We start from the raw sequence: 19,779 nt of genomic DNA, 5'->3' as shown, positions 1-19,779 counted from the left end.
GGAGTTCCTTTCTGTGAGTGATTCTTTTTTCTACAATCTTTCTGAAGATCGTTTAGCGTTTTCTGATGTCGTCATGAGAATGAAAGACTTTATTCGAAAAGACCCTAGATCCGCCTATGTGTTATCAATTGGTACGGATTCTCAGGTCAATCAAAATGTCACAACATTTATGACTGCAATTCATCTCCACCGGATTGGCAAAGGAGCTTGGGGCTGCCTCACACAACAAGTGATTGAAAGACCCGTGCAAAGTCTTAGAGAAAAAATTTCATTAGAGACAGCGTTTAGCCAAAAGGTATGTGCAGACATCCTTGAGGGGCCTTTAACAGAACTGATGGATTTGCTTCTTCCGTTTGCTGAGGAAGGGGCAGACCTTCGTTTTGAAGCCCATCTGGATATTGGCAAAAAAGGAAGTACGAAAGAGCTGATCCAGGAAATGACCGGAATGATCACAGCTATGGGAATTGAAGCAAAAATAAAACCCGACTCATATGCAGCATTTTGCTATGCCAATCGATACACAAAATAAATTCCGTCATTTTTCTCCAAACCTTGTCGAAACGTGCGGTTGACGATTCGATTCTAGTTCCTTATTCTAGCTGTATAGAGAGGAAGCAGACATTCAAAAGCCTGCTAATCAATATAAAAGCATATATGAAACAGGGGGCCTGATGTTGAATGAGCGTCATCGAAAATCGTTTTAATGAAGAAGAGAAAAAGCTATTATTAAACGTATTGCTGAATCAGGAATATGCTGTCGAATTACTAAGCAGTGAGATCAATGATATAGAATGTGGAACAAAAAATGTCGACGACAATACGTATAAGCAATTGATCACATTGTATGACAGAGTAAGGTTTGAGAATTAATATTGGTTTAACATTCTATTAGATACTCGGGGGCTGAGTATCTTTTTTATGCAGAAAAAATCTTTCGACAAAATTCGTTTTAGTTTATGCTTAATCGTAATGGGGAATGTATGATTGATGATTGAGAGAAAAGGGGTCGAAGAAACATGATAGAGATAGAGCCGACTCAATTGCTTGAGTCCACAGTAGCCGAGCATATGATTGATGCAGATAAAGTCGCACATGTTCAAATTGGCAATAACCTTGAGCATGCCCTATTGGTCCTAACCAAAACAGGATATACAGCCATTCCGGTATTAGACGCTTCTTATCATTTACACGGGTTAATTGGAACGAATATGATTATGGATAAAATCTTCGGTTTAGAACGAATCGAATTTGAGAAGCTCGACCAGTTGAAGGTCGAAGAGGTTATGCTGAAAGATATTCCGAGACTCAAAACGACAGATCCTGTAATAAAAGGCGTTCACGCTGTGACGAATAATGGATTTGTTTGTGTAGTAAATGAGGAGCAAGTCTTTGAAGGCATTTTTACTCGACGAGTTGTATTAAAGCGCTTAAATGAGGTCATTCATTCCGCGAAAAAATGAGCTGCAGCCCAGCTTATTTTTTTTGCCTTCATAAGTTAAAATTTATATAATGAGCATATGGAATAAGAAAAACTTATAGAGAGAAAGGGGACGCCCATGCAGCTTCAGGAGTTACATATGCTTGTTGTGCTAAGTGAAGAATTGAATATGAGGAAGGCTTCGGAACGGCTCTTTGTCTCTCAGCCTGCATTATCTCAAAGATTGCAGACGATCGAAAAGGAATGGGGAACGAAAATCTTTTTTCGTTCACAAAAGGGGCTGACCGTGACTTCAGCAGGTGAACAGATTATCCAATTTGCAAAAGAAGTAACGGTTGAACAGGATCGAGTGAGAGAACGAATTGATGAACTTGAGGGTGACATTCACGGTACACTCAAGCTTGCGGTGGCGTCGATTATTGGACAGCACTGGCTGCCAAAGGTGTTAAAACGGTATGTCGAAAAATATCCAAATGCCAAGGTGTCACTCGTTACCGGCTGGAGCAGTGAAATGCTCAAAAGCTTGTATGAAGACCATGTGCACATAGGAATCATTCGCGGAAACCCTGATTGGAAGGGGACAAAGGAATACTTGATGACAGATCATTTATACTTAGTCGATTCCGTGATCAAGGACGTAGATGAATTAATCAAGACTGAGCGGCCATTTATCCAATTTAAAAGCGACAGCACGTATTATCAGGAAATCCAGCACTGGTGGCATCAAAAATTTAAAGTATCTCCAAAGCAGACGATTTTAGTAGACCAAATTGAAACATGTAAACAAATGGCCTACCACGGCATCGGTTACGCCATTTTGCCTTCTGTTACTCTATATGACCACGAAAAAAGTGTTTATAAAACACCGCTTGTTGATGTGAACGGAGAGCAAATCGGCCGTGACACATGGCTGCTAGGCTATGAAGCGTCTTTTCAGTTAAAACAGGTACAAGCATTTGTTGGTGTGGTTAAAGAAATGCTTGAAAATGATGCCGTGTAAGTACCTTCTTGGAATAGGGAGGTACTTTTTTTTATGAAATCATTTGACAATGAAAATCATTATCATTTAAAGTGTACATATAATAATTGAAAATGATTATCATTTAGATGAGGTGACCGATAGATGAAAGCACTAATTGCATTTGCGAGTATGTCTGGAAATACGGAAGATATGGCAGCGATCTTAAAGCAAACACTTGAAGGAAAAGGCATAGATACAGAGATGATGGAATTTGATGATATGAACGCAGAGGACCTATCCTCATACGATTACGTATTCATTGGTTCTTATACTTGGGGTGATGGAGATTTGCCATATGAAGCAGAGGATTTTTATGAGGAGGTCTCTACTCTTGAACTTAGTCACATAAAAGCAGCTGTCTTTGGATCGGGTGATTACAGCTATCCAAAGTTTTGCGAGGCTGTCCATACATTCCATGACATGCTGAAATCAACGGGTGCATCTGTTTTTCCTGAAACATTAAAAATGGAGCTTGCACCGGATACAGATGAAGATGTGGCGTGCTGTCAGGAATTTGCTGTGAGCTTTTTAACGTGGGCCGCTTTGTCTGAGAAACGAGTTGAAAATCATGTTTCATAAAGGAGCAACAGCCGTTGCAGCATCTAAAAGTGGTGGATACTTTGTTGCTGTAAAACGTGAAGGTATTTTTCACTATAGTGTGGAGAGCGGATGGCAGCAACTGTTTAAACTCAAGCATAAAATTCATGCGATCAGCTATATTGGCCCTTATTTATTCGGTGTTGGTGAAAATGGCACAGTGATTAGATCAGGAGATGAAGGCAATACATGGGCGTTATCTTCATTTCCAACAAACGCAGTCGTCTGGTCTATTACAGGACGTAAAGATGGGTTTGTATGTGCGCATGGAAAACATAGTATCTATGTGTCAAATGATTTCGGAATTTCCTGGGAAATTATGAAGCCATTTGCTCATGTGAATCATCCGCCGGTCATTCGTTCTTTATGTGCTGCAGGTGACCACCTTTATATTGGAACACAGATTCATGAGGTTCACGGAGGAATATGGGTGTATGACTTGCAGAGTGAACAGATTTTTCTTTTAAACAGAGAGGAGCACCGAATGACAGCTTCTATGCTGCTCTGTCATGAACATCTTCTTGTTTGTGCATTAGGTTCAAAAAAAGGCAAAAAAGGATCTGTTCAAATTTTAGATTTACATACAAATATTCTGCATGATATTCAATCACAGGCCTTTGCTAGAGAAGAATCATTTTTGGATGTATCAGAGGATAACGGCATTGTGTATGTGACCACTTCACAAGACGAACACGGATTTTCTAAAGTGTATCAGCTTGATATTGAGCAAAAAGAGCTCAAATGGTTTGATACGATCAAAGGGCACGGTTTTCGTGTAGCCAATCAAAACGAAAACTTTTTCTGTGCGGGTTTATATGAAAGTAAGTTTGTCAGGCCGTATGAGGAGCCAGCGTTGATTCATTGATAAGGAGGAAGAAAAAGTGACAGAAAAGGTTTTATTGGTGTATGCCACGATGTCTGGAAATACAGAAGCGATGGCAGATTTAATTGAAAAAGGTATAACGGAAGCAGGAGCCAGCGTGGACCGGCATGAAGCGATGGATATTGATGCCGAGCTGCTTAATGATTACTCGCACATTATGTTAGGTGCGTATACATGGGGAGATGGCGATCTTCCGGATGATTTTATTGATTTATATGAAGAAATGGAAGAGCTTGATTTAACGGGAAAAGCATTTGCAGTATTCGGTTCTGGCGATACATCTTACGAACATTTTTGCGGAGCTGTTGACCTAATCGAAGAAAAAGTGAAGGAGCTTGGCGGTGACATTGTCCTCCCATCAGTTAAAATTGAGCTGAATCCAGAAGGAGAGGAAGAAGACGAATTAATTTCTTTTGGTAAACAATTTGTTCAGCTTCACCAGCAAGAAGCGGGATAATCGGTCCCGCTTGTTTTATTTTCCATTGAGGAGATGACTCTTTCACTTGTCATTAAAACACTCCTTTGGTACAGTAATGAAGTATAAATTAAGAGGAGGACATACATACATGAAACAAATGGACGCTAATGAAATTATTTCATTTATTCAAAATAGTACAAAATCAACACCTGTCAAAGTCTATATTAAAGGTGACTTAGAAGGTATTGAGTTTGGTGAACATGCAAAAACATTCATCACAGGAAACACTGGAGTTGTTTTCGGTGAGTGGAGTGAAATTCAAGAAGTGTTAGCATCAAACAAAGACAAAATTGAAGATGTTGTCGTGGAAAATGACCGCCGCAACTCTGCAATTCCGATGTTAGATTTGAAAAACATTAAAGCCCGTATTGAACCAGGGGCAATCATCCGTGACCAAGTTGAAATCGGTGATAATGCAGTCATTATGATGGGTGCTTCTATTAATATCGGTTCTGTGATCGGCGAAGGTACGATGATTGACATGAACGTGGTGCTTGGCGGCCGTGCGACAGTAGGTAAGAACTGTCATATCGGTGCTGGATCTGTTCTTGCAGGTGTTATTGAGCCGCCGTCTGCTAAACCAGTTGTGGTAGAAGATGACGTTGTCATCGGTGCGAACGCTGTTGTTCTAGAAGGCGTGACAATTGGTAAAGGTGCAGTAGTAGCTGCTGGTGCGATCGTTGTGAACGATGTAGAGCCTTACACAGTTGTAGCAGGTACACCTGCTAAGAAAATCAAAGACATCGATGAAAAAACAAAAGGTAAGACTGAAATCAAACAAGAACTGCGTCAGCTTTAATCATATAATTCGCAGCTGAAGACAAAGACGTGGATGAGATATCCACGTCTTATTCGTATAGAAGAAAGGAAGCGAGTTCACTTGTTAAATCGTGAGCAATTAATATCCATTCGAAGAGATTTACACCAAATCCCTGAGCTTGGTTTCCAAGAATTTAAAACACAAGCGTATCTTATTCAGCATTTGGACACCTATTCAAAAGATCGAGTTGAGATTGAAACGTGGCGAACTGGGCTTTTTGTAAAAGTGAAAGGGACAAATCCAACGCGCGTATTTGCTTATCGTGCAGATATGGACGGCCTGTCTATACCCGAGGAAACAGGGTATCCATTTGAATCTGTGCATGAAGGGAAGATGCATGCATGTGGACATGACCTTCATATGACCATTGCACTTGGTATCATCGATCATTTCGTTCATGAACCGATCAAAGAAGACGTATTATTTATCTTCCAGCCGGCAGAAGAAGGTCCAGGCGGTGCCGAACCAATGCTTGCAAGTGATGTTCTCAAAAAATGGACGCCAGACTTTATTACAGCGCTGCATATCGCACCTGAATATCCTGTTGGAACAATTGCTACAAAGCCGGGTTTGTTATTTGCCAATACGAGTGAGCTTGTGATTGAGCTTGAAGGAAAAGGCGGACACGCTGCATATCCTCATTTAGCAAATGATATGGTTGTTGCTGCAAGTGCTCTTGTAGGTCAGCTGCAATCGGTGATTTCGCGTAATGTTGATCCCCTTGATAGTGCGGTCATTACAGTGGGCACGATTACCGGCGGAACGGCTCAAAATATTATTGCGCAGCATGCAAAGCTTGACGGTACCATTCGCACACTTTCGCCAGAGTCTATGGACAAGGTAAGAAAGCGAATTGAAGCATTGGCAAAAGGAATTGAAATTGGCTACGAATGCAAAGCAACTGTTCGTTATCCTTCGTCTTATTACGAAGTGGACAATTCAAAGGATTTGACAGAGGAATTTATGTCATATGTAGCCGAAGAAGGGCTTGCGAATGTGATTGAATGCAGGGAAGCCATGACAGGAGAAGATTTTGGCTACATGCTGAAAAAATATCCCGGCTTCATGTTTTGGTTAGGGGTCGATTCAGAATACGGCCTGCATCATGCAAAGCTCCAGCCGGATGAAAACGCGATTGAAACAGCTGTGAATGTCATGACGGCTTATTTTAAAAAGCAAGCTGGTGAATGAATAATCGAGCTGCCTCCTGTACACCTTATGAACAGGAGGTGTTCTTGATTATGACAAGAATTGGTGTAGAACAATCTTTATCCGATGTAGAAGAACTATTGAAGCAAAAAGGGTATGATGTCGTACGTATTCAAAATGAACAGCAAATGGATCAGTGTGACTGTTATGTCGTCACAGGATTAGATTCAAATGTTCTTGGCATTTCAGACACAACAACAAAGGCATCTGTTATTACAGCATCAGGTATGACGGCTGATGAAATTTGCCAAGAAGTAGAACAGCGTGTTCAATAAAACAAGAAAAAGAACCGGTAGATTATGATCCCGGTTCTTTTTGCTCTTTTTCTATATCGAGTACTTCTTTCATTTTTTTGCGCAAGATTCGTTCTACCCGCCATTGCTCCATTGTTTCGGTTTTCGCTATGATGCGCAGCACAAGAGAGGAAGAACCGAACGCCTCCACGCCGACAACTTGAGGACCTTCGATAATTTGAGGAGTTTCCTCCCGCACCTCATCACAGGCAGCTTGAAGGGCTGTGATCATCTGATCCACATTTTCATCCGGAGACAGCTCAATATCAACGAGTGCCTGCATCGTCCCTCTTGAATGATTGCTCACATTCAGTATGCTGCGATTAGGAATAAAATGAAGGGTGCCGTCAAAGCTTCGAAGCTGTGTGGTTCTTAGTCCAATTTGTTCAACAATCCCATCAAAGCCGGCGACCGTTATATATTCTCCTACATCAAATTGTTTTTCCAATAGTATAAAGAATCCGGTCACAATATCACTCACTAACCCTTGAGCGCCAAAACCGATCGCAAGTCCTACAACGCCTGCACCTGCCAGCAAAGCAGTCGGGTTATAATGAAATAAGTCGAGGATCATCACAACTAGAATAAAAATCAATAAGTAGGCGAAAATATTTAACGTCAGACTTTGAAGCGTCTGTGCTCTTGATAAAGAGACTTCATGCTTTTCAGCGAATGTGGAATAGGCTCGCTTAATCATCTTGTTTCCTATGGCTCTGATGATAAAGTAAATGGCAAAAATGGCGACTAGTTTTAGCAAAATCATACTGCTATTGAGGATAATGGAAACCCAATCTACTTGTTGAAATGCTCTCATGATCTTCAAAACCTTTCTATGTATGCTCTAAAAGAGAAGCTAATCATTTGTTCCCTTATGCAAGTCATGTTAAACTTTTGATAGGTGAAGCAGGAATTGTGACAAATCGTTAATTAAATTTATTATTAATTAATATTGACTAAAAATCGCATAAGTATTATAATTGTAATTGTGAAGTTATTAACTAAATGAGAATTTTAAGTTTTGATTCTCATTTTATATACAGCTAAGAAGACTGTATAAAGATATTATTTTTTGGAGGGATTTACATATGGCAGAGCGTTTTGTAGGAAAACAAGCTCCACGTTTTGAAATGGAAGCAGTACTTGCTAACAAGGAATTTGGTAAAGTAAGTTTAGAGGAAAACATGAAGAATGACAAATGGACAGTTCTTTTCTTCTATCCAATGGATTTCACATTTGTTTGCCCAACTGAAATTACAGCAATGAGCGATCGTTATGACGAGTTCGAAGATTTAGATGCAGAAATCATCGGTGTATCTACTGATACAATCCACACGCATCTTGCTTGGATCAATACAGACCGTAAAGACAATGGTCTAGGTGAATTAAAATACCCGTTAGCTGCTGATACTAACCACACAGTGTCTAGAGAATACGGCGTTTTAATTGAAGAAGAAGGAATTGCTCTTCGCGGTTTATTCATCATTAACCCAGAAGGCGAACTTCAATACCAAACAGTATTCCACAACAATATCGGTCGTGATGTAGATGAGACATTACGTGTTCTTCAAGCATTACAAACTGGTGGACTTTGCCCAGCGAACTGGAAACCTGGTCAAAAAACACTTTAATTGATAACTGAAGAAACAGGAGGGTCTAACTGATGTTAGACCTTTTTGTTTCGACACATACAATGGATGGAGGCGCTTCATAATGAAATTACGTCAACCAATGCCAGAACTAACTGGTGCAAAAGAGTGGTTAAATGGAGAAGTAACAAAAGAAGATTTGATTGGTGACAAACCAACATTGATTCATTTCTGGTCAGTCAGCTGTCATCTTTGTAAAGAGGCAATGCCTCAAGTCAATCAATTCCGTGATGAGTACAAGGATCAACTAAACGTTGTAGCAGTTCATATGCCTCGTTCAGAAGATGACCTAGATCTAGAAAAAATCAAAGAAGTTGCGAAAGAGCATGAAATTACGCAGCCAATCTTTGTGGACAGTGATCATCACCTAACAGAAGCCTTTGAAAACGAATATGTACCTGCATATTATGTATTTGATAAAACAGGTGCTTTGCGTCACTTCCAAGCCGGCGGAAGCGGAATGAAAATGCTTGAAAAACGTGTCAATCGAGTGCTTTCTGAGTCTGAAAAGGCTGCAGAATAGGCTTTCCCCCATAAATGGGGGTTTTTTCATGGGCAAAAACAGGCGGCGTATTGCACTGGACGAGTTTATTATTCCTAAGAAAAGAGAAAATGAGGGAGTTTATTAAAAAATATCCCTGAAACAAAAAGGTATAACGACCTATTTACATTTTTGTTTTGAAATGAAATTGTAAAGATTTTAACTTTTTACTATTCAGAACGTTTTTGCACAAAAGAAATTTCAGTTAGGTAAATAACTATGTAAATCAAGTAGTATAAGCGTTTATTCAATTTTTTTACAATATTTTAAGGTTTGTCAAAAGCCTATAGTGGCAATGAAATGAGTGCCGATTTTTCCTCCTTGGCAAAATTTTAGTTGAAAATACCTATCTGTTAGCAAACTGTAAAATGATAAAAAAATAGTTGATAAAATTAGTTTTCTAATCTAATATTTACTATAGAATATTTTTTATATGATGAGGGGGAAATCCATTGTTTAATGAGAGGGAAGCGTTACGTTTACGATTGGAACAATTAAACGAGGCAGAAGTAAAGGTCATCCGTGAATATCAAATTGAGCGCGATGCGATTTATGCAAAATTAAGAGAATTAGACCGTCAAGGAACAGGTCTAGTGTCAGATACAAAAAAAGAAGTACGTACAGAAAGAAAGACAGATTCACTGCCTGTATTAGCTGAGCTTGCTGCGCAAGAAATGAGAAGCTACCAGCAGCCGGCACAACCACAATCATCATCTTTAGGAACAGGACAGCTAAACGGTGCACCTGTAGGTATTCCTGAAGGATCGACAAGACGCAGAAGAGGCACAGCTCGTCCTGGCTCAAAGGCAGCGAAGCTTCGTGAAGCTGCGATTAAAACGTTAAAACGTCATAATGCAGCGATTAAAAGCTCAGAGCTTCAAAAAGAGATCGAAAAAGAGAGCGGTCTTGAAATCCCAAATATGACAACGTTTATGCAAAGCTTAATTAAAATGTATCCTGAAGTGAAGAAGCCTTATCGCGGACAGTATATTTTAGAAGGCGACATTCAAACAGAAGACGAATAAATAAAAAAACTGCTGGGCGTCAAGCCAGCAGTTTTTTATTTCGAGAATTACTTCTTTTGATCAACTGTATAGACAATTTTGCGTTCCTTAGGCAGGTGATCACGCTGTTTTTTAAAGCCGTCGATTTTGACTGTCATGACTTCTCCATTACGCTGCACAGCATCGACTTGTTCCTGAAGTGTTTGAACTTGTTCGTTGAGTTTCTTCAAAATCGGTTCGATTTCTTCTGTCGTTTGCAGGATGCGGTCTCGTGAGAATGGCTGTGAATTTGTTTGTGCTGACTGGTCAATATCAGCAAAATGAGATGCGATCCATTCCTCGCTTTCTGCTAACTGTTTTTGATAGCTCGTGAGCGTTTCATGAAAAATCGCTTCTTTTGCTTTTTCAATTTGCAGTAATTTCTCCTGCGTTTCATAAAAACGCTCTTGAAGGTGTCTGACGCCTTCCTGTAATACATGGAGCTCTGCGTTTTTATCGCCCAAATTTTGCTGCAGCTTCTCAATCACTGCGGATAAAGTATTTCCTTTTTTCTCCTCTTTTGCAAGTCGTTTATCTTGATCCTCTATCCGTTCATTTAATTGTTGCGAGATTTCCTTATATTTGACAACTTTCAAATGCAGCCTGTGTTTTTCTTCGGTTTCTTTTCTTCTATGATAGGTTTCCTTTTGCAGCATTTCATGGAGAAGGACCATTTTATGTAACAATTCTGTTTTGCTGTAGGAGAGATCCTGTATTTTTGAGGCAGCATCATGTTGGTCATTGGTTATTTCATCCAGTTGTTGTTTTAATTGCGTGTAATCCTTTTTCATCTCATGATATTCTTGAGTTAGCTTCTTATTTTTAGAATACGTATATGAGGACTGTAAATCAGAGATCATTTGTTGATATTTGGCAGTTTCAGCTTTTAAGTATAAATTTTCTTGAGATAGATCATGGAATAGGGGAGAAGCATGGCGCCTGTTCATCGATAGACCCTCCTTATTCATGTTACCAATAAAGTATGCGAAAGGAGTGCGATTAGAACAACCATATCAAAGGAGGATGAGAGGATGCACGTAGTGAATGTGATTTTAGCTGGAGGAGCTTCCAGACGTTTTGGAGAGCCAAAGGCAAGTCATATGTTTCAAGGGAAACCATTATATGAACATGTGAAAGAGCAGCTTTTAGACAGGCAGACTGTCATCATCAGTCATCCATCGCTTCTTCCTTTTTTCAAAGCAAGAGGTGAACAAAGTGTTTGGTTAGATGATGAAGAGGTGCGCGGATGCGGACCGCTTGCCGGCATATATACAGCGATGCAAAAGCAAGAAGCAGAATGGTATTTAGTGACGGCGTGTGACATGCCTTTCATACGGAAGAAAACGGCGGAAGTATTATCGTCCTATTGCAGCGAGCACGCAGATGCCATCATCCCGCTTGTTCAGGGCAGATTACAGCCTTTATTTGCACTTTATCACCGCCGCTCTCTGCCGTTTATTCGCGCGTGTTTAAAAGAGAATCAATTAGCCATTAAAGATTTGCTTCAAAAGCTTCAGGTGCGCATCGTTTCAGAGGAAGAACTGAACGTGACATCAAATGAATTTCGTAATATCAATAAAAGAAGCGATTTACCTGAAAACGGTATGATATGATACATAAAAAAACGGTGAGGAGAGAACAGCATTGAATGACCGATATTCAAGACAAATCTTGTTCCCTCCGGTTGGGGAAAAAGGGCAGCATGCGCTGGCTGAAAGTCATGTGCTGATCGTTGGAGCCGGTGCACTTGGTACCGCTTCTGCGGAAGGGCTTGTCCGGTCTGGCATCGGTACGCTTACGATTGTCGATCGTGATTATGTGGAATTTTCAAATTTACAGCGGCAGCAGCTCTACACGGAACATGATGCAAAGGCACATGTACCAAAAGCAGCTGCGGCACAAAAACGTCTCGAGCAGATCAATCATGAAGTGACCATACACGCTCTGATTGAAGATGCAGGGGCGGAGCTGTTAAGGCCGTTATTCCAGAGAGCAGATATCGTCATTGATGCAACAGATAATTTTGAGACAAGAATGGTGATGAATGACTTATCACTAGAAACGAAGACGCCGTGGATATATGGCGCTTGTGTGAGCAGTCAGGGGATGTATATGACCATATTGCCGGATAAAACGCCATGTTTATCATGTGTGTTCACGGCAATGCCTGTTGGCGGCTTGACGTGTGATACAGCGGGGATTATTTCACCTGCTGTTCAAATGGTTTCTGCTTATCAGCAAACAGAGGCACTAAAATATTTAACAGGGCATGAAGATCAAATCGAGCGGAAATTTGTCACGTTTGATCTTTGGCAGTCCACATCATTTAAAATGGATTTATCTCTAACTAAAGAGAAGAACTGTCCAACTTGCGGCATCGCAAGAACCTATCCTTATTTACATGATCAGCGTAAAAAATCGACGGTCCTTTGCGGACGTGACACCGTTCAAATTGTTTCAAAGGATTTAGCAGAACTCTCATTTCAGCATATGAAAGAGCGGCTCTCATCTATTTGTGAGGTGGAAGTAAACGACTTCTTAATCCATGTACGCTACGAAAATTACCGGATGGTCTGTTTCAAAGGAGGACGTGCATTAATCCATGGAACAAATGATGAAAAAGAAGCCAATTCATTACTAGCAAGACTGCTAGGGATATAGGAGTGAAGTGTGATGGAAAGACGGCAGCCAATACCAGTAGAAGAGGCCATAAAGAAAGTTCACCAATACGAAAAACATGGAGAAATAGAATGGGTCCCTTTAAAGGATAGCCTTGGAAGGTTTATTGCAGAAGATATTTTGGCAGACCATGATGTTCCGGCATTTGATCGTTCTCCGTATGATGGATTTGCGCTTCGGGCAGAAGATACAAAAGAAGCGTCAAGTGCGCATCCAGTTGAATTCGAGGTCATTGATCATATTGGTGCAGGAATGGTCTCAGCAAAAACCATCGGTTCCTTTCAGGCCATCCGTATTATGACAGGGGCAAAAATTCCAAATGGAGCAAATGGCGTCATCATGATCGAGCTGACGAAGACTTTCGAAAAAGACGGCAAATCATTCATGTCACTGAAAAGACCGCTGAAAAAGGGAGACAATATTTCTCGTCAAGGAGAAGAGGTTCTCAAAGGAAACGTGATGGTCAAAAAAGGAACAGCTGTCACTTCTGGCGTCACGGCTCTTTTGGCGACATTTGGATATGCGGTAGTGCCAGTTGTCAAAAAACCGGTGATTGGCATTATCTCAACGGGCACAGAGCTTCTTCAAGTAAGTGATGCCATGGTAGACGGCAAGATTAGAAATAGTAATCTGAGTATGGTCTATGCGCAGATACTTGAGGCCGGAGCTGAGCCGCTAGATTTAGGCGGTGTCTCCGATGATTTTGACAAAAGTTATCATGCAGTAAAAGCAGCCATGAGCAAGGTAGACATTCTGATCACAACAGGCGGCGTGTCAGTGGGTGATTTTGACTTTCTGCCTGCCATTTATGAAAAGCTGGGAGCCAAGGTACTGTTTAATAAAGTAGCCATGAGACCTGGAAGTGTGACGACTGTGGCGGCAATGCCGAATGGTCAATTGCTGTTTGGGCTGTCTGGAAACCCTGCTGCCTGTTTTGTGGGCTTTGAATTATTTGTGAAACCGATCATTTATAAATGGTATATGAAAGAAAATCCGTTTCCCGCTTTTGCTGAGGCGAAACTCACACATGATTTTCCAAAAGCCAATCCGTTTACTCGTTTTGTCAGGGCGGCTCTTCAATTCACTGGGAGTCAGATCAGTGTGACTCCGACAGGTCTTGATAAATCAAGTGCAGTGACCTCTATTGCAGAGGCTGACTGTTTCATCATGCTGCCTGGGGGAACAAGAGGTTTTCAAGCAGGTGATCAAGTTGATGTTCTGCTGTTTCAGCACAAAGGCGGTGGGTCTCCATGCTGGATGACAAATTAAGCATATTACAGGTGGTCGGTTTTCAAAATAGTGGCAAGACCACATTAATCGAAAAGCTCTGTCAGCTGGCCGAACGTGAAGGACTGAAGCTAGGCTGCTTTAAACACCATGGACATGGGGGGACACCAGATCGCCTTGTCAAAGAAAAAGATACTGATCGATATATTCAGGCAGGTGCCTATGCCGCAGGTGTGGAAGGAGAAGGTGAATTTCACTTTTCGATGCAGGACTTCACGTTAGAACAGCTGCTCAACATGTGTCAGCATCTTCCGTTAGACGCTGTTCTCGTAGAGGGATACAAACAGGCGCCTTATCGCAAAATCGTTTGTGTAAAGAATGAAGAGGAGCTTATTGACCTTTCCACTCTTTCCAATATACAAGCAGCTATTTATTTTTCTCAAGAAGATCAATTAACCGAAAATTACCCGTTTCCTGTGTTTTCAGCTTTTGATAAGCGCGGGATGACATTTGCTTTTCACTTATTGAAGGGAGGCGGCACGTTTTGAGCGAACTTTTTAAAATAACAAAAACCCCGATTGAGGTAAACGAATTGATTCAGCATGTGACAAGACGAAAGGCAGGGGCGATTACGACGTTTATCGGGACGGTCAGAGAATGGACAAACGGCAAGAAAACATTGCGTTTAACCTACGAAGCATACATACCAATGGCGGAAAGCATGCTAAGGCAGATTGGACAAGAAATCAAGAATCGATGGCCTGACACTGAAGCAGCGATTGTGCACCGGATTGGAACACTTGAGATAACGGATATTGCTGTTGCGATCGCCGTTTCGTCTCCTCATAGGAAGGCTGCCTACGAAGCAAATGAATATGCCATTGAACGCATCAAGGAAATCGTTCCCATTTGGAAAAAAGAATATTGGGAAGACGGAGAGGCCTGGATAGGTGATCAGCTTGAAACGGTTTCATATCCAGAAGGTAAACCTAGCAATCTTCAACTTGCAGAGAAAGAAGGTGATCAGCATGATTAATGTATTATTGTTCGCCGGCCTTGCTGAGAAGGCCGGTAAACAACAAATCATCATTCAAAAAGATCAAACAACGGTTGATGAGATTAAAATAGAATTACAGGAGGTATATGGTGTTGATGCTGCACAAAACGTAATGGTTGCAGTCAACGAAATATATACGAGGGAAAATGCTGAAGTGCGTAGCGGGGACACTGTTGCACTCATTCCTCCTGTAAGTGGTGGATAATAGATATTAGAGGATTTGGTTATGGCCACCCGGCTGTAACCAATTTTTTATGTGTGAAAAGTTTGTAGAGGTACTTGGGTGTGATCTTCGTAAATAAAACATCCCCTTCTTGCTTTAGAAATGTGAGGATCGAGCTGCTGAATGAGATCATACAATTCGCTGATTCGTCTCACATTGAAATCTGTTTGGGCTTGAAGCTGTTCTTTTAATTCTTTTGTGCTCACAATGCTTCCCTTTTTCTCTTTGATAATATCTACACATCTTGCAGCGTAGTATATTTTGTCATTAGAAGGTCTGCTTTCTTTCATATCAAGTAATTTGAGCTCATGATAAATCGATTCTCTTTCCTTTCGAAAGTATTGCCATGCTTCTTGTTCCTTTTCATACAGTAAAATCAATTGCATTTTCAATTTTTCTCTTAACATTCACTTGACTCCATTTCCACTATCATTTAACCTACCTCTATTTTACATTATATGAAAAAATAACTTTTGATCAAGTAAAATCCCTTTATTTTTAATTTTTTAATATGAAAGTATTGATACTAAAGACTTATTTGTTCTGTAAAAGAAACCAATCATAGTCCTATAAAGCCGGGATTTGTCGAAATTACTAGGATTATTTTAACAAAAAATTGTTGTGTCTATCTAAGACCATGCGAATCCAAAAGAAAAGGATATTTATTCCGAAAGACATATTGTTTACTTAATAAAATGTTTTTAGGTCAGTAAAAGCATGATTCTTGGTATGAATATGGTCGGATCATGAGGTCATTTGAAGGATTTCTTTCGTGAAAATAGAATAATAGATAAAATTTTTTCTCAACGAAAATAAGAAAATCAAATGTTCGATCACTTATTGGCAATCTTTTGATAAAATAGAAAGAAAAAGAGCGTTATTGTGCGTTTGCATACTTGCTTGACAGAGAGAGGATGACATTTGATGAAAGAAAACATGGAAAAACCTACGATCATTGGAGTGAGTACAAGACCATCAGCGCACCTGAAAAGAGTATGGGAAAATCCAGTTGTTTGGTGGCCTTTATCTTGTGTGCTTATTTTAACAGTCGTTGTGACTTATTTGTCTGAGCTCGTAAATAAGGGAATGTGGGCAGATTTAAGTTTGCCGATACCTGTTGTTTATGTGGTGACACTCATTGGTCTCGTATTTGGGATTGTCATCAATGCGGCTATATATAAGCTCATCGTATTTTTAGCGAAAGGTGATGCATCATTTCGGCAGCTTTTTTCAGCGGTCCTGTTCATTACACCCGTTACGATCATTGGGACAATTATTTCTCATTTGGCAGTCATCCTTTTTCATGTTCCAAAAGACATCACGGTTACCTCGTTAAACGCGCTCATTCGAATTTCTGGTCCATGGCAGGCGGTGTTAGCCAATATCGATCTATTTGTGATCTGGAATCTTGTTTTAACTGGCTTTTTATTCATCCAAGTTGGGCGTATATCACCGAGAATTTCTTGGGTGATTATAGGCGTTTTTTATATCTTATCGTTAATTTTTCAATATGTAGGAACAGCAATTAACATATCAGTAAGCTGGGGGTAGAAGGTTTTTATGAGAAAGAAAATCATCATTGGATCTATTTTAATTATTGTGATTGGACTATTTATTGGATTTAATATTGCGAAAAACCAAGCAAAGCCTGCTTCTACAGCAGCGATTAAAACAGTCAAACTCACGCCAAAAGAAATCACCTCTACCGTGATGACACCGGGGACACTTTCATTCTTTGAAGAGCAGTTCATCTATGAAGAAGAGGAAAAGGGGAAATTGAAGGAAATTGCTGTGAAAGAAGGGGAAAAGGTAAAGGCTGGAACGCCGCTTCTTACATATGAAAATAAGGAACTGGAGCTTGAAGAGCAGCAGCAAGCACTAGCCGTTGAATCAAGTACATTAAACCTGGAACAATTGCAAAATCGGCTGAGTGAATTAGAGGAGAAAAAAGCAGGCGCTAATATCAAAAGCGAGCGAGATCAGCTTCAATTAGAACTGAAAGCGGCTGAATTAGAACAAAAGCAAGCAGAGATCAGCCAAGAAAAAGTAAAGGCTCAAATAGAAGATTTAACCGTACATAGTAAAATTGATGGAACAGTGATTTCCATTGAGCAAGAGGCAGGGGCAGGGGGGGCGGAAGAAAGGCAGCCGATCATCCATATTGGTCATGATAAAAAAATGATCGTGCGGGGTTTGATCTCAGAGTATGATGCCATAAAAATCAAAAAGAAACAAAAAGTGAAGGTAACGTCTGATGTCATTCGCGGGAAGAGCTGGCAAGGAGTCGTGAAAAAAGTAGGCACTGTTCCTGTCCAGACAGCAGTCGAAACAACTTCGAGCGACCAAACGGTTCAATATCCTGTTGAGGTAGAAATAAAGGGAAAGAAACCTGAGGCGAAGCCTGGTTTTAAAATGATCATGGAAATTCAAACAGATAAGCGCCAAGCGCAAACAATTCCTGAAACAGCGGTAAAAAAAGAGACTGATGGACAATACGTTTATGTTGTTGAAAAAAATGAATTGAAAAAAGTAAAAGTGGTCATAGGGGAAACGTCAGGTCATGATCTTGAAGTAACAAAAGGTGTCAAGGCAGAGGATCAAATCATTGCTCATCCAACAGATGACATGTATGACGGAATGGAAGTGAATGCTGAATGATTCAGCTTTCCAACGTGACAAAAAGCTATGAGGTCGCACACGAAACATTTGATGTATTAAGTGATATGAATCTTGTCATTGAAAAAGGCGAGTATATGTCCATTATGGGCCCGTCCGGCTCTGGAAAATCAACATTAATGAATATTATTGGCTGTTTAGACCGCCCAACGACAGGACAATATCATTTTCAAGGTACAGAGCTGTCAGCAGCAAAGGACCAGGAGCTTGCGGTCATTCGAAATCAATCCATTGGATTTGTTTTTCAGCAATTTCATCTGCTGCCAAGGTTAAATGCGAGGCGCAATGTGGAACTGCCGATGATTTACGCTGGGATCAGTCAAAAGGAAAGAAAAGAACGTGCGGAATTGGCACTGGAAAAGGTTGGTTTGGCAGATCGAATGAAACATATGCCAAGTGAGTTGTCAGGAGGACAAAAGCAAAGGGTGGCAATTGCACGTGCGATTGTCAATAAGCCTCAGCTGATTTTAGCAGATGAACCGACTGGTGCTCTCGACTCAAAAACAAGCATCTCAATTATGGAACAGTTTACACAGCTGAATGAGGAAGGGACAACGATTGTGCTTGTCACCCATGAAGAAGAAATAGCTGCGTATACAAATCGGACTGTCGTTGTGAGAGATGGACGGCTTGTTGAAGATAGATGGATACAAGGGGACGCTATGAATGAAACTCTTTGAAAATATCAAAATAGCGCTGAATTCGGTTTTAGCTCATAAATTACGTTCTATTTTAACGATGCTTGGGATTATTATTGGTGTTGGATCAGTCATTGCAGTCGTGGCGATCGGTCAAGGCGGTGAGCAAATGTTAAAAGGATCGATTTCAGGTCCAAACAATACCATTGATATGACATATACGCCTTCTGACGAAGAATTAAATGCAAATCCAAATGCCTTATTCGAAGCATCATTTACTGAGGAAGACATAAAAAGCATTAGGACAATCAACGGGGTGGAGCAGGTCGCCTCCTCGACTGCACAAGGAATGCAGCTGAGGTTTCAAGATACGACAGTTGATGCGACAGTTAACGGTATAAATGAAGGGTATACAAATGTACATTCATTACAAATCGCAGAAGGACAGGATTTAAGAGATATTGATTTTAGAAGCGGCAGAAGAGCTGCTCTTATCTCAGATGGCTTACAAAAAGAACTATTCAACGGACAAAAGGCATTAGGCGAACTGATTTGGATGAACGGACAGCCAGTTGAAGTCATCGGTGTGTTAGCAAAACAGAAAGGGATGTTTTCATTTGATATGAATGAAATCTATGTCCCATTTGCGATGCTCACCTCCACACTTGGTATGAGTGAATATGATAAGTTGTCTATTCAAGTCGCACATGCTGATCAAATGAAGGAAGTAGGAAAGAGCGCGGCTGCCATATTAAATGAAAATCATCATACAGAAGATGCTTACGAAATGATCAATATGGAAGAAATCGCAGAAGGGATTGGTCAAATAACATCCGTTATGACAACGATCATTGGCTCAATAGCCGGGATCTCTTTACTTGTTGGCGGAATCGGTGTGATGAATATTATGCTCGTTTCTGTGACAGAGAGGACAAGAGAAATCGGTATTCGAAAGGCGATGGGAGCAACAAGGGCTCAAATCCTCGTCCAGTTTTTAATTGAGTCTGTCGTTTTAACACTCATCGGCGGGTTGATGGGGATTGCACTTGGTTTAGGCGGAGCTTCGTTAGTATCACTATTTGCCGGCTGGCCGTCTCTTGTATCTTGGCAAGTAGTATGTGGAGGCGTACTGTTTAGTATGCTCATTGGTATTGTTTTTGGGTTAATTCCTGCGAATAAAGCAGCGAGACTAGACCCTATTGAATCGCTCAGGTATGAATAAATCGAAGAGGAAAGAAGCATACAAACAGTTTACATTCGCCTTCATTACCCATCAAAAGCTTTTATGCAAATCGCATAAAAGCTTTTTT

The 19,779-nt window shown here is 40.6% G+C and carries 26 protein-coding genes; 23 read left to right on the top strand and 3 right to left on the bottom strand.

Annotated elements, in window-relative coordinates:
• The first annotated feature begins 13 nt into the window (after positions 1-13).
• From OIT90_RS12695 to OIT90_RS12650, 10 genes are all read left to right on the top strand, one after another.
• Positions 14-529, top strand: a complete 516-nt coding sequence (locus OIT90_RS12695) for a ribonuclease H-like YkuK family protein (protein WP_039178147.1) — start codon at positions 14-16, stop codon at positions 527-529.
• 149 nt (positions 530-678) lie between these two features.
• Positions 679-870, top strand: coding sequence for an antirepressor AbbA (gene abbA, locus OIT90_RS12690; RefSeq protein WP_003210802.1), 192 nt, complete (start codon positions 679-681; stop codon positions 868-870).
• 146 nt (positions 871-1,016) lie between these two features.
• Positions 1,017-1,460 carry a cyclic-di-AMP-binding protein CbpB gene (gene cbpB / locus OIT90_RS12685; protein ID WP_039178150.1) on the top strand — a complete coding sequence of 148 codons (444 nt, stop codon included), beginning with the start codon at positions 1,017-1,019 and terminating at the stop codon, positions 1,458-1,460.
• Positions 1,461-1,556: 96 nt separating this feature from the next.
• The gene (locus OIT90_RS12680) at positions 1,557-2,438 is read left to right on the top strand and encodes a LysR family transcriptional regulator (RefSeq protein ID WP_024424721.1); all 882 of its coding nucleotides are present in this window, start codon (positions 1,557-1,559) and stop codon (positions 2,436-2,438) included.
• 123 nt (positions 2,439-2,561) lie between these two features.
• The gene (locus tag OIT90_RS12675; protein WP_144490624.1) at positions 2,562-3,038 is read left to right on the top strand and encodes a flavodoxin; all 477 of its coding nucleotides are present in this window, start codon (positions 2,562-2,564) and stop codon (positions 3,036-3,038) included.
• A complete protein-coding gene (locus tag OIT90_RS12670) occupies positions 3,028-3,921 on the top strand; it encodes a WD40/YVTN/BNR-like repeat-containing protein (protein WP_034281596.1) in 894 nt (297 codons plus the stop codon). Before OIT90_RS12675 ends, OIT90_RS12670 begins: the two co-directional genes overlap by 11 nt.
• A gap of 16 nt (positions 3,922-3,937) precedes the next feature.
• Entirely contained in the window at positions 3,938-4,396 is a 459-nt protein-coding gene (locus tag OIT90_RS12665; protein ID WP_039178158.1) for a flavodoxin, read from the top strand.
• A 109-nt stretch (positions 4,397-4,505) separates the two neighbouring features.
• On the top strand, positions 4,506-5,216 hold the full coding sequence (dapD, locus tag OIT90_RS12660; protein ID WP_039178160.1) for a 2,3,4,5-tetrahydropyridine-2,6-dicarboxylate N-acetyltransferase: 711 nt from the start codon (positions 4,506-4,508) through the stop codon (positions 5,214-5,216).
• Positions 5,217-5,249: 33 nt separating this feature from the next.
• Positions 5,250-6,428 (top strand): N-acetyldiaminopimelate deacetylase, encoded by a 1,179-nt coding sequence (locus tag OIT90_RS12655; protein ID WP_144490623.1) that lies wholly within the window; start codon positions 5,250-5,252, stop codon positions 6,426-6,428.
• A gap of 50 nt (positions 6,429-6,478) precedes the next feature.
• Positions 6,479-6,721 (top strand): YkuS family protein, encoded by a 243-nt coding sequence (locus OIT90_RS12650; protein ID WP_024424725.1) that lies wholly within the window; start codon positions 6,479-6,481, stop codon positions 6,719-6,721.
• Between the two features lie 22 nt (positions 6,722-6,743).
• Here the strand turns inward: OIT90_RS12650 and OIT90_RS12645 are convergent, their stop codons facing one another.
• Positions 6,744-7,553, bottom strand: a complete 810-nt coding sequence (locus OIT90_RS12645) for a mechanosensitive ion channel family protein (RefSeq protein WP_024424726.1) — start codon at positions 7,551-7,553, stop codon at positions 6,744-6,746.
• 271 nt (positions 7,554-7,824) lie between these two features.
• Between OIT90_RS12645 and ahpA the strand changes: the two genes are divergently transcribed.
• The 3 genes from ahpA to rok all read left to right on the top strand — a co-directional run bounded on the left by ahpA (position 7,825) and on the right by rok (position 9,951).
• The gene (ahpA, locus tag OIT90_RS12640; RefSeq protein WP_003211758.1) at positions 7,825-8,367 is read left to right on the top strand and encodes a biofilm-specific peroxidase AhpA; all 543 of its coding nucleotides are present in this window, start codon (positions 7,825-7,827) and stop codon (positions 8,365-8,367) included.
• An 82-nt stretch (positions 8,368-8,449) separates the two neighbouring features.
• Entirely contained in the window at positions 8,450-8,908 is a 459-nt protein-coding gene (locus tag OIT90_RS12635) for a TlpA family protein disulfide reductase (protein WP_024424727.1), read from the top strand.
• Positions 8,909-9,378: 470 nt separating this feature from the next.
• On the top strand, positions 9,379-9,951 hold the full coding sequence (rok, locus tag OIT90_RS12630; RefSeq protein ID WP_024426871.1) for a transcriptional regulator Rok: 573 nt from the start codon (positions 9,379-9,381) through the stop codon (positions 9,949-9,951).
• Positions 9,952-9,998: 47 nt separating this feature from the next.
• Here rok and OIT90_RS12625 read toward each other — a convergent pair whose 3' ends face one another.
• The gene (locus OIT90_RS12625) at positions 9,999-10,916 is read right to left on the bottom strand and encodes a coiled-coil domain-containing protein (RefSeq protein ID WP_144490622.1); all 918 of its coding nucleotides are present in this window, start codon (positions 10,914-10,916) and stop codon (positions 9,999-10,001) included.
• Between the two features lie 84 nt (positions 10,917-11,000).
• Between OIT90_RS12625 and OIT90_RS12620 the strand changes: the two genes are divergently transcribed.
• Genes OIT90_RS12620 through moaD form a run of 6 tightly spaced genes read left to right on the top strand, consistent with a single transcriptional unit; the run spans position 11,001 to position 15,137 of the window.
• Positions 11,001-11,582, top strand: coding sequence for a molybdenum cofactor guanylyltransferase (locus OIT90_RS12620; protein WP_144491169.1), 582 nt, complete (start codon positions 11,001-11,003; stop codon positions 11,580-11,582).
• 31 nt (positions 11,583-11,613) lie between these two features.
• Entirely contained in the window at positions 11,614-12,630 is a 1,017-nt protein-coding gene (locus tag OIT90_RS12615) for a thiazole biosynthesis adenylyltransferase ThiF (protein WP_144490620.1), read from the top strand.
• A gap of 9 nt (positions 12,631-12,639) precedes the next feature.
• A complete protein-coding gene (locus OIT90_RS12610; protein WP_186315133.1) occupies positions 12,640-13,917 on the top strand; it encodes a molybdopterin molybdotransferase MoeA in 1,278 nt (425 codons plus the stop codon).
• Entirely contained in the window at positions 13,899-14,423 is a 525-nt protein-coding gene (mobB, locus tag OIT90_RS12605) for a molybdopterin-guanine dinucleotide biosynthesis protein B (protein ID WP_144490618.1), read from the top strand. Before OIT90_RS12610 ends, mobB begins: the two co-directional genes overlap by 19 nt.
• Entirely contained in the window at positions 14,420-14,911 is a 492-nt protein-coding gene (locus OIT90_RS12600; protein ID WP_058837772.1) for a molybdenum cofactor biosynthesis protein MoaE, read from the top strand. Before mobB ends, OIT90_RS12600 begins: the two co-directional genes overlap by 4 nt.
• Positions 14,904-15,137: a molybdopterin converting factor subunit 1 gene (gene moaD, locus OIT90_RS12595; protein WP_039178180.1), complete on the top strand. Its 234-nt coding sequence runs from the start codon at positions 14,904-14,906 to the stop codon at positions 15,135-15,137. The genes OIT90_RS12600 and moaD overlap by 8 nt, the downstream gene beginning before the upstream one ends.
• 47 nt (positions 15,138-15,184) lie before the next feature.
• Here moaD and OIT90_RS12590 read toward each other — a convergent pair whose 3' ends face one another.
• Positions 15,185-15,562, bottom strand: a complete 378-nt coding sequence (locus OIT90_RS12590; RefSeq protein ID WP_034281609.1) for a Rok-like winged helix domain-containing protein — start codon at positions 15,560-15,562, stop codon at positions 15,185-15,187.
• 517 nt (positions 15,563-16,079) lie between these two features.
• On the opposite strand from OIT90_RS12590, the gene yknW reads away from it, so the two are divergent.
• The 4 genes from yknW to OIT90_RS12570 are packed head-to-tail and all read left to right on the top strand — an operon-like array spanning position 16,080 to position 19,691.
• Positions 16,080-16,706 (top strand): YknW family membrane protein, encoded by a 627-nt coding sequence (yknW, locus tag OIT90_RS12585; RefSeq protein ID WP_064498393.1) that lies wholly within the window; start codon positions 16,080-16,082, stop codon positions 16,704-16,706.
• 9 nt (positions 16,707-16,715) lie between these two features.
• Positions 16,716-17,813 carry an efflux RND transporter periplasmic adaptor subunit gene (locus OIT90_RS12580; RefSeq protein ID WP_058837770.1) on the top strand — a complete coding sequence of 366 codons (1,098 nt, stop codon included), beginning with the start codon at positions 16,716-16,718 and terminating at the stop codon, positions 17,811-17,813.
• Positions 17,810-18,511, top strand: coding sequence for an ABC transporter ATP-binding protein (locus tag OIT90_RS12575; protein ID WP_058837769.1), 702 nt, complete (start codon positions 17,810-17,812; stop codon positions 18,509-18,511). Before OIT90_RS12580 ends, OIT90_RS12575 begins: the two co-directional genes overlap by 4 nt.
• Positions 18,498-19,691 carry an ABC transporter permease gene (locus OIT90_RS12570; protein WP_058837768.1) on the top strand — a complete coding sequence of 398 codons (1,194 nt, stop codon included), beginning with the start codon at positions 18,498-18,500 and terminating at the stop codon, positions 19,689-19,691. Before OIT90_RS12575 ends, OIT90_RS12570 begins: the two co-directional genes overlap by 14 nt.
• Positions 19,692-19,779: the final 88 nt, after the last annotated feature.

The sequence above is a fragment of the Bacillus sp. ABR genome (assembly GCF_056172715.1).
Note: the sequence above shows the minus strand (reverse complement) of the source record. Positions and strands in the feature narration are given on the sequence as shown.

Bases quoted from the DNA above. Each gene is read 5' to 3' on its own strand.
- OIT90_RS12680 (WP_024424721.1), top strand. From the start codon at position 1,557: ATGCAGCTTCAGGAGTTACATATGCTTGTTGTGCTAAGTGAAGAATTG.
- OIT90_RS12620 (WP_144491169.1), top strand. From the start codon at position 11,001: ATGCACGTAGTGAATGTGATTTTAGCTGGAGGAGCTTCCAGACGTTTT.
- yknW (WP_064498393.1), top strand. From the start codon at position 16,080: ATGAAAGAAAACATGGAAAAACCTACGATCATTGGAGTGAGTACAAGA.
- ahpA (WP_003211758.1), top strand. From the start codon at position 7,825: ATGGCAGAGCGTTTTGTAGGAAAACAAGCTCCACGTTTTGAAATGGAA.
- cbpB (WP_039178150.1), top strand. From the start codon at position 1,017: ATGATAGAGATAGAGCCGACTCAATTGCTTGAGTCCACAGTAGCCGAG.
- OIT90_RS12575 (WP_058837769.1), top strand. From the start codon at position 17,810: ATGATTCAGCTTTCCAACGTGACAAAAAGCTATGAGGTCGCACACGAA.
- OIT90_RS12625 (WP_144490622.1), bottom strand. From the start codon at position 10,916: ATGAACAGGCGCCATGCTTCTCCCCTATTCCATGATCTATCTCAAGAA.
- OIT90_RS12670 (WP_034281596.1), top strand. From the start codon at position 3,028: ATGTTTCATAAAGGAGCAACAGCCGTTGCAGCATCTAAAAGTGGTGGA.
- OIT90_RS12655 (WP_144490623.1), top strand. From the start codon at position 5,250: ATGAGATATCCACGTCTTATTCGTATAGAAGAAAGGAAGCGAGTTCAC.
- abbA (WP_003210802.1), top strand. From the start codon at position 679: ATGAGCGTCATCGAAAATCGTTTTAATGAAGAAGAGAAAAAGCTATTA.
- dapD (WP_039178160.1), top strand. From the start codon at position 4,506: ATGAAACAAATGGACGCTAATGAAATTATTTCATTTATTCAAAATAGT.
- OIT90_RS12635 (WP_024424727.1), top strand. From the start codon at position 8,450: ATGAAATTACGTCAACCAATGCCAGAACTAACTGGTGCAAAAGAGTGG.
- mobB (WP_144490618.1), top strand. From the start codon at position 13,899: ATGCTGGATGACAAATTAAGCATATTACAGGTGGTCGGTTTTCAAAAT.
- OIT90_RS12645 (WP_024424726.1), bottom strand. From the start codon at position 7,553: ATGAGAGCATTTCAACAAGTAGATTGGGTTTCCATTATCCTCAATAGC.
- OIT90_RS12675 (WP_144490624.1), top strand. From the start codon at position 2,562: ATGAAAGCACTAATTGCATTTGCGAGTATGTCTGGAAATACGGAAGAT.
- OIT90_RS12650 (WP_024424725.1), top strand. From the start codon at position 6,479: ATGACAAGAATTGGTGTAGAACAATCTTTATCCGATGTAGAAGAACTA.
- moaD (WP_039178180.1), top strand. From the start codon at position 14,904: ATGATTAATGTATTATTGTTCGCCGGCCTTGCTGAGAAGGCCGGTAAA.
- OIT90_RS12570 (WP_058837768.1), top strand. From the start codon at position 18,498: ATGAAACTCTTTGAAAATATCAAAATAGCGCTGAATTCGGTTTTAGCT.
- OIT90_RS12590 (WP_034281609.1), bottom strand. From the start codon at position 15,562: ATGTTAAGAGAAAAATTGAAAATGCAATTGATTTTACTGTATGAAAAG.
- OIT90_RS12580 (WP_058837770.1), top strand. From the start codon at position 16,716: ATGAGAAAGAAAATCATCATTGGATCTATTTTAATTATTGTGATTGGA.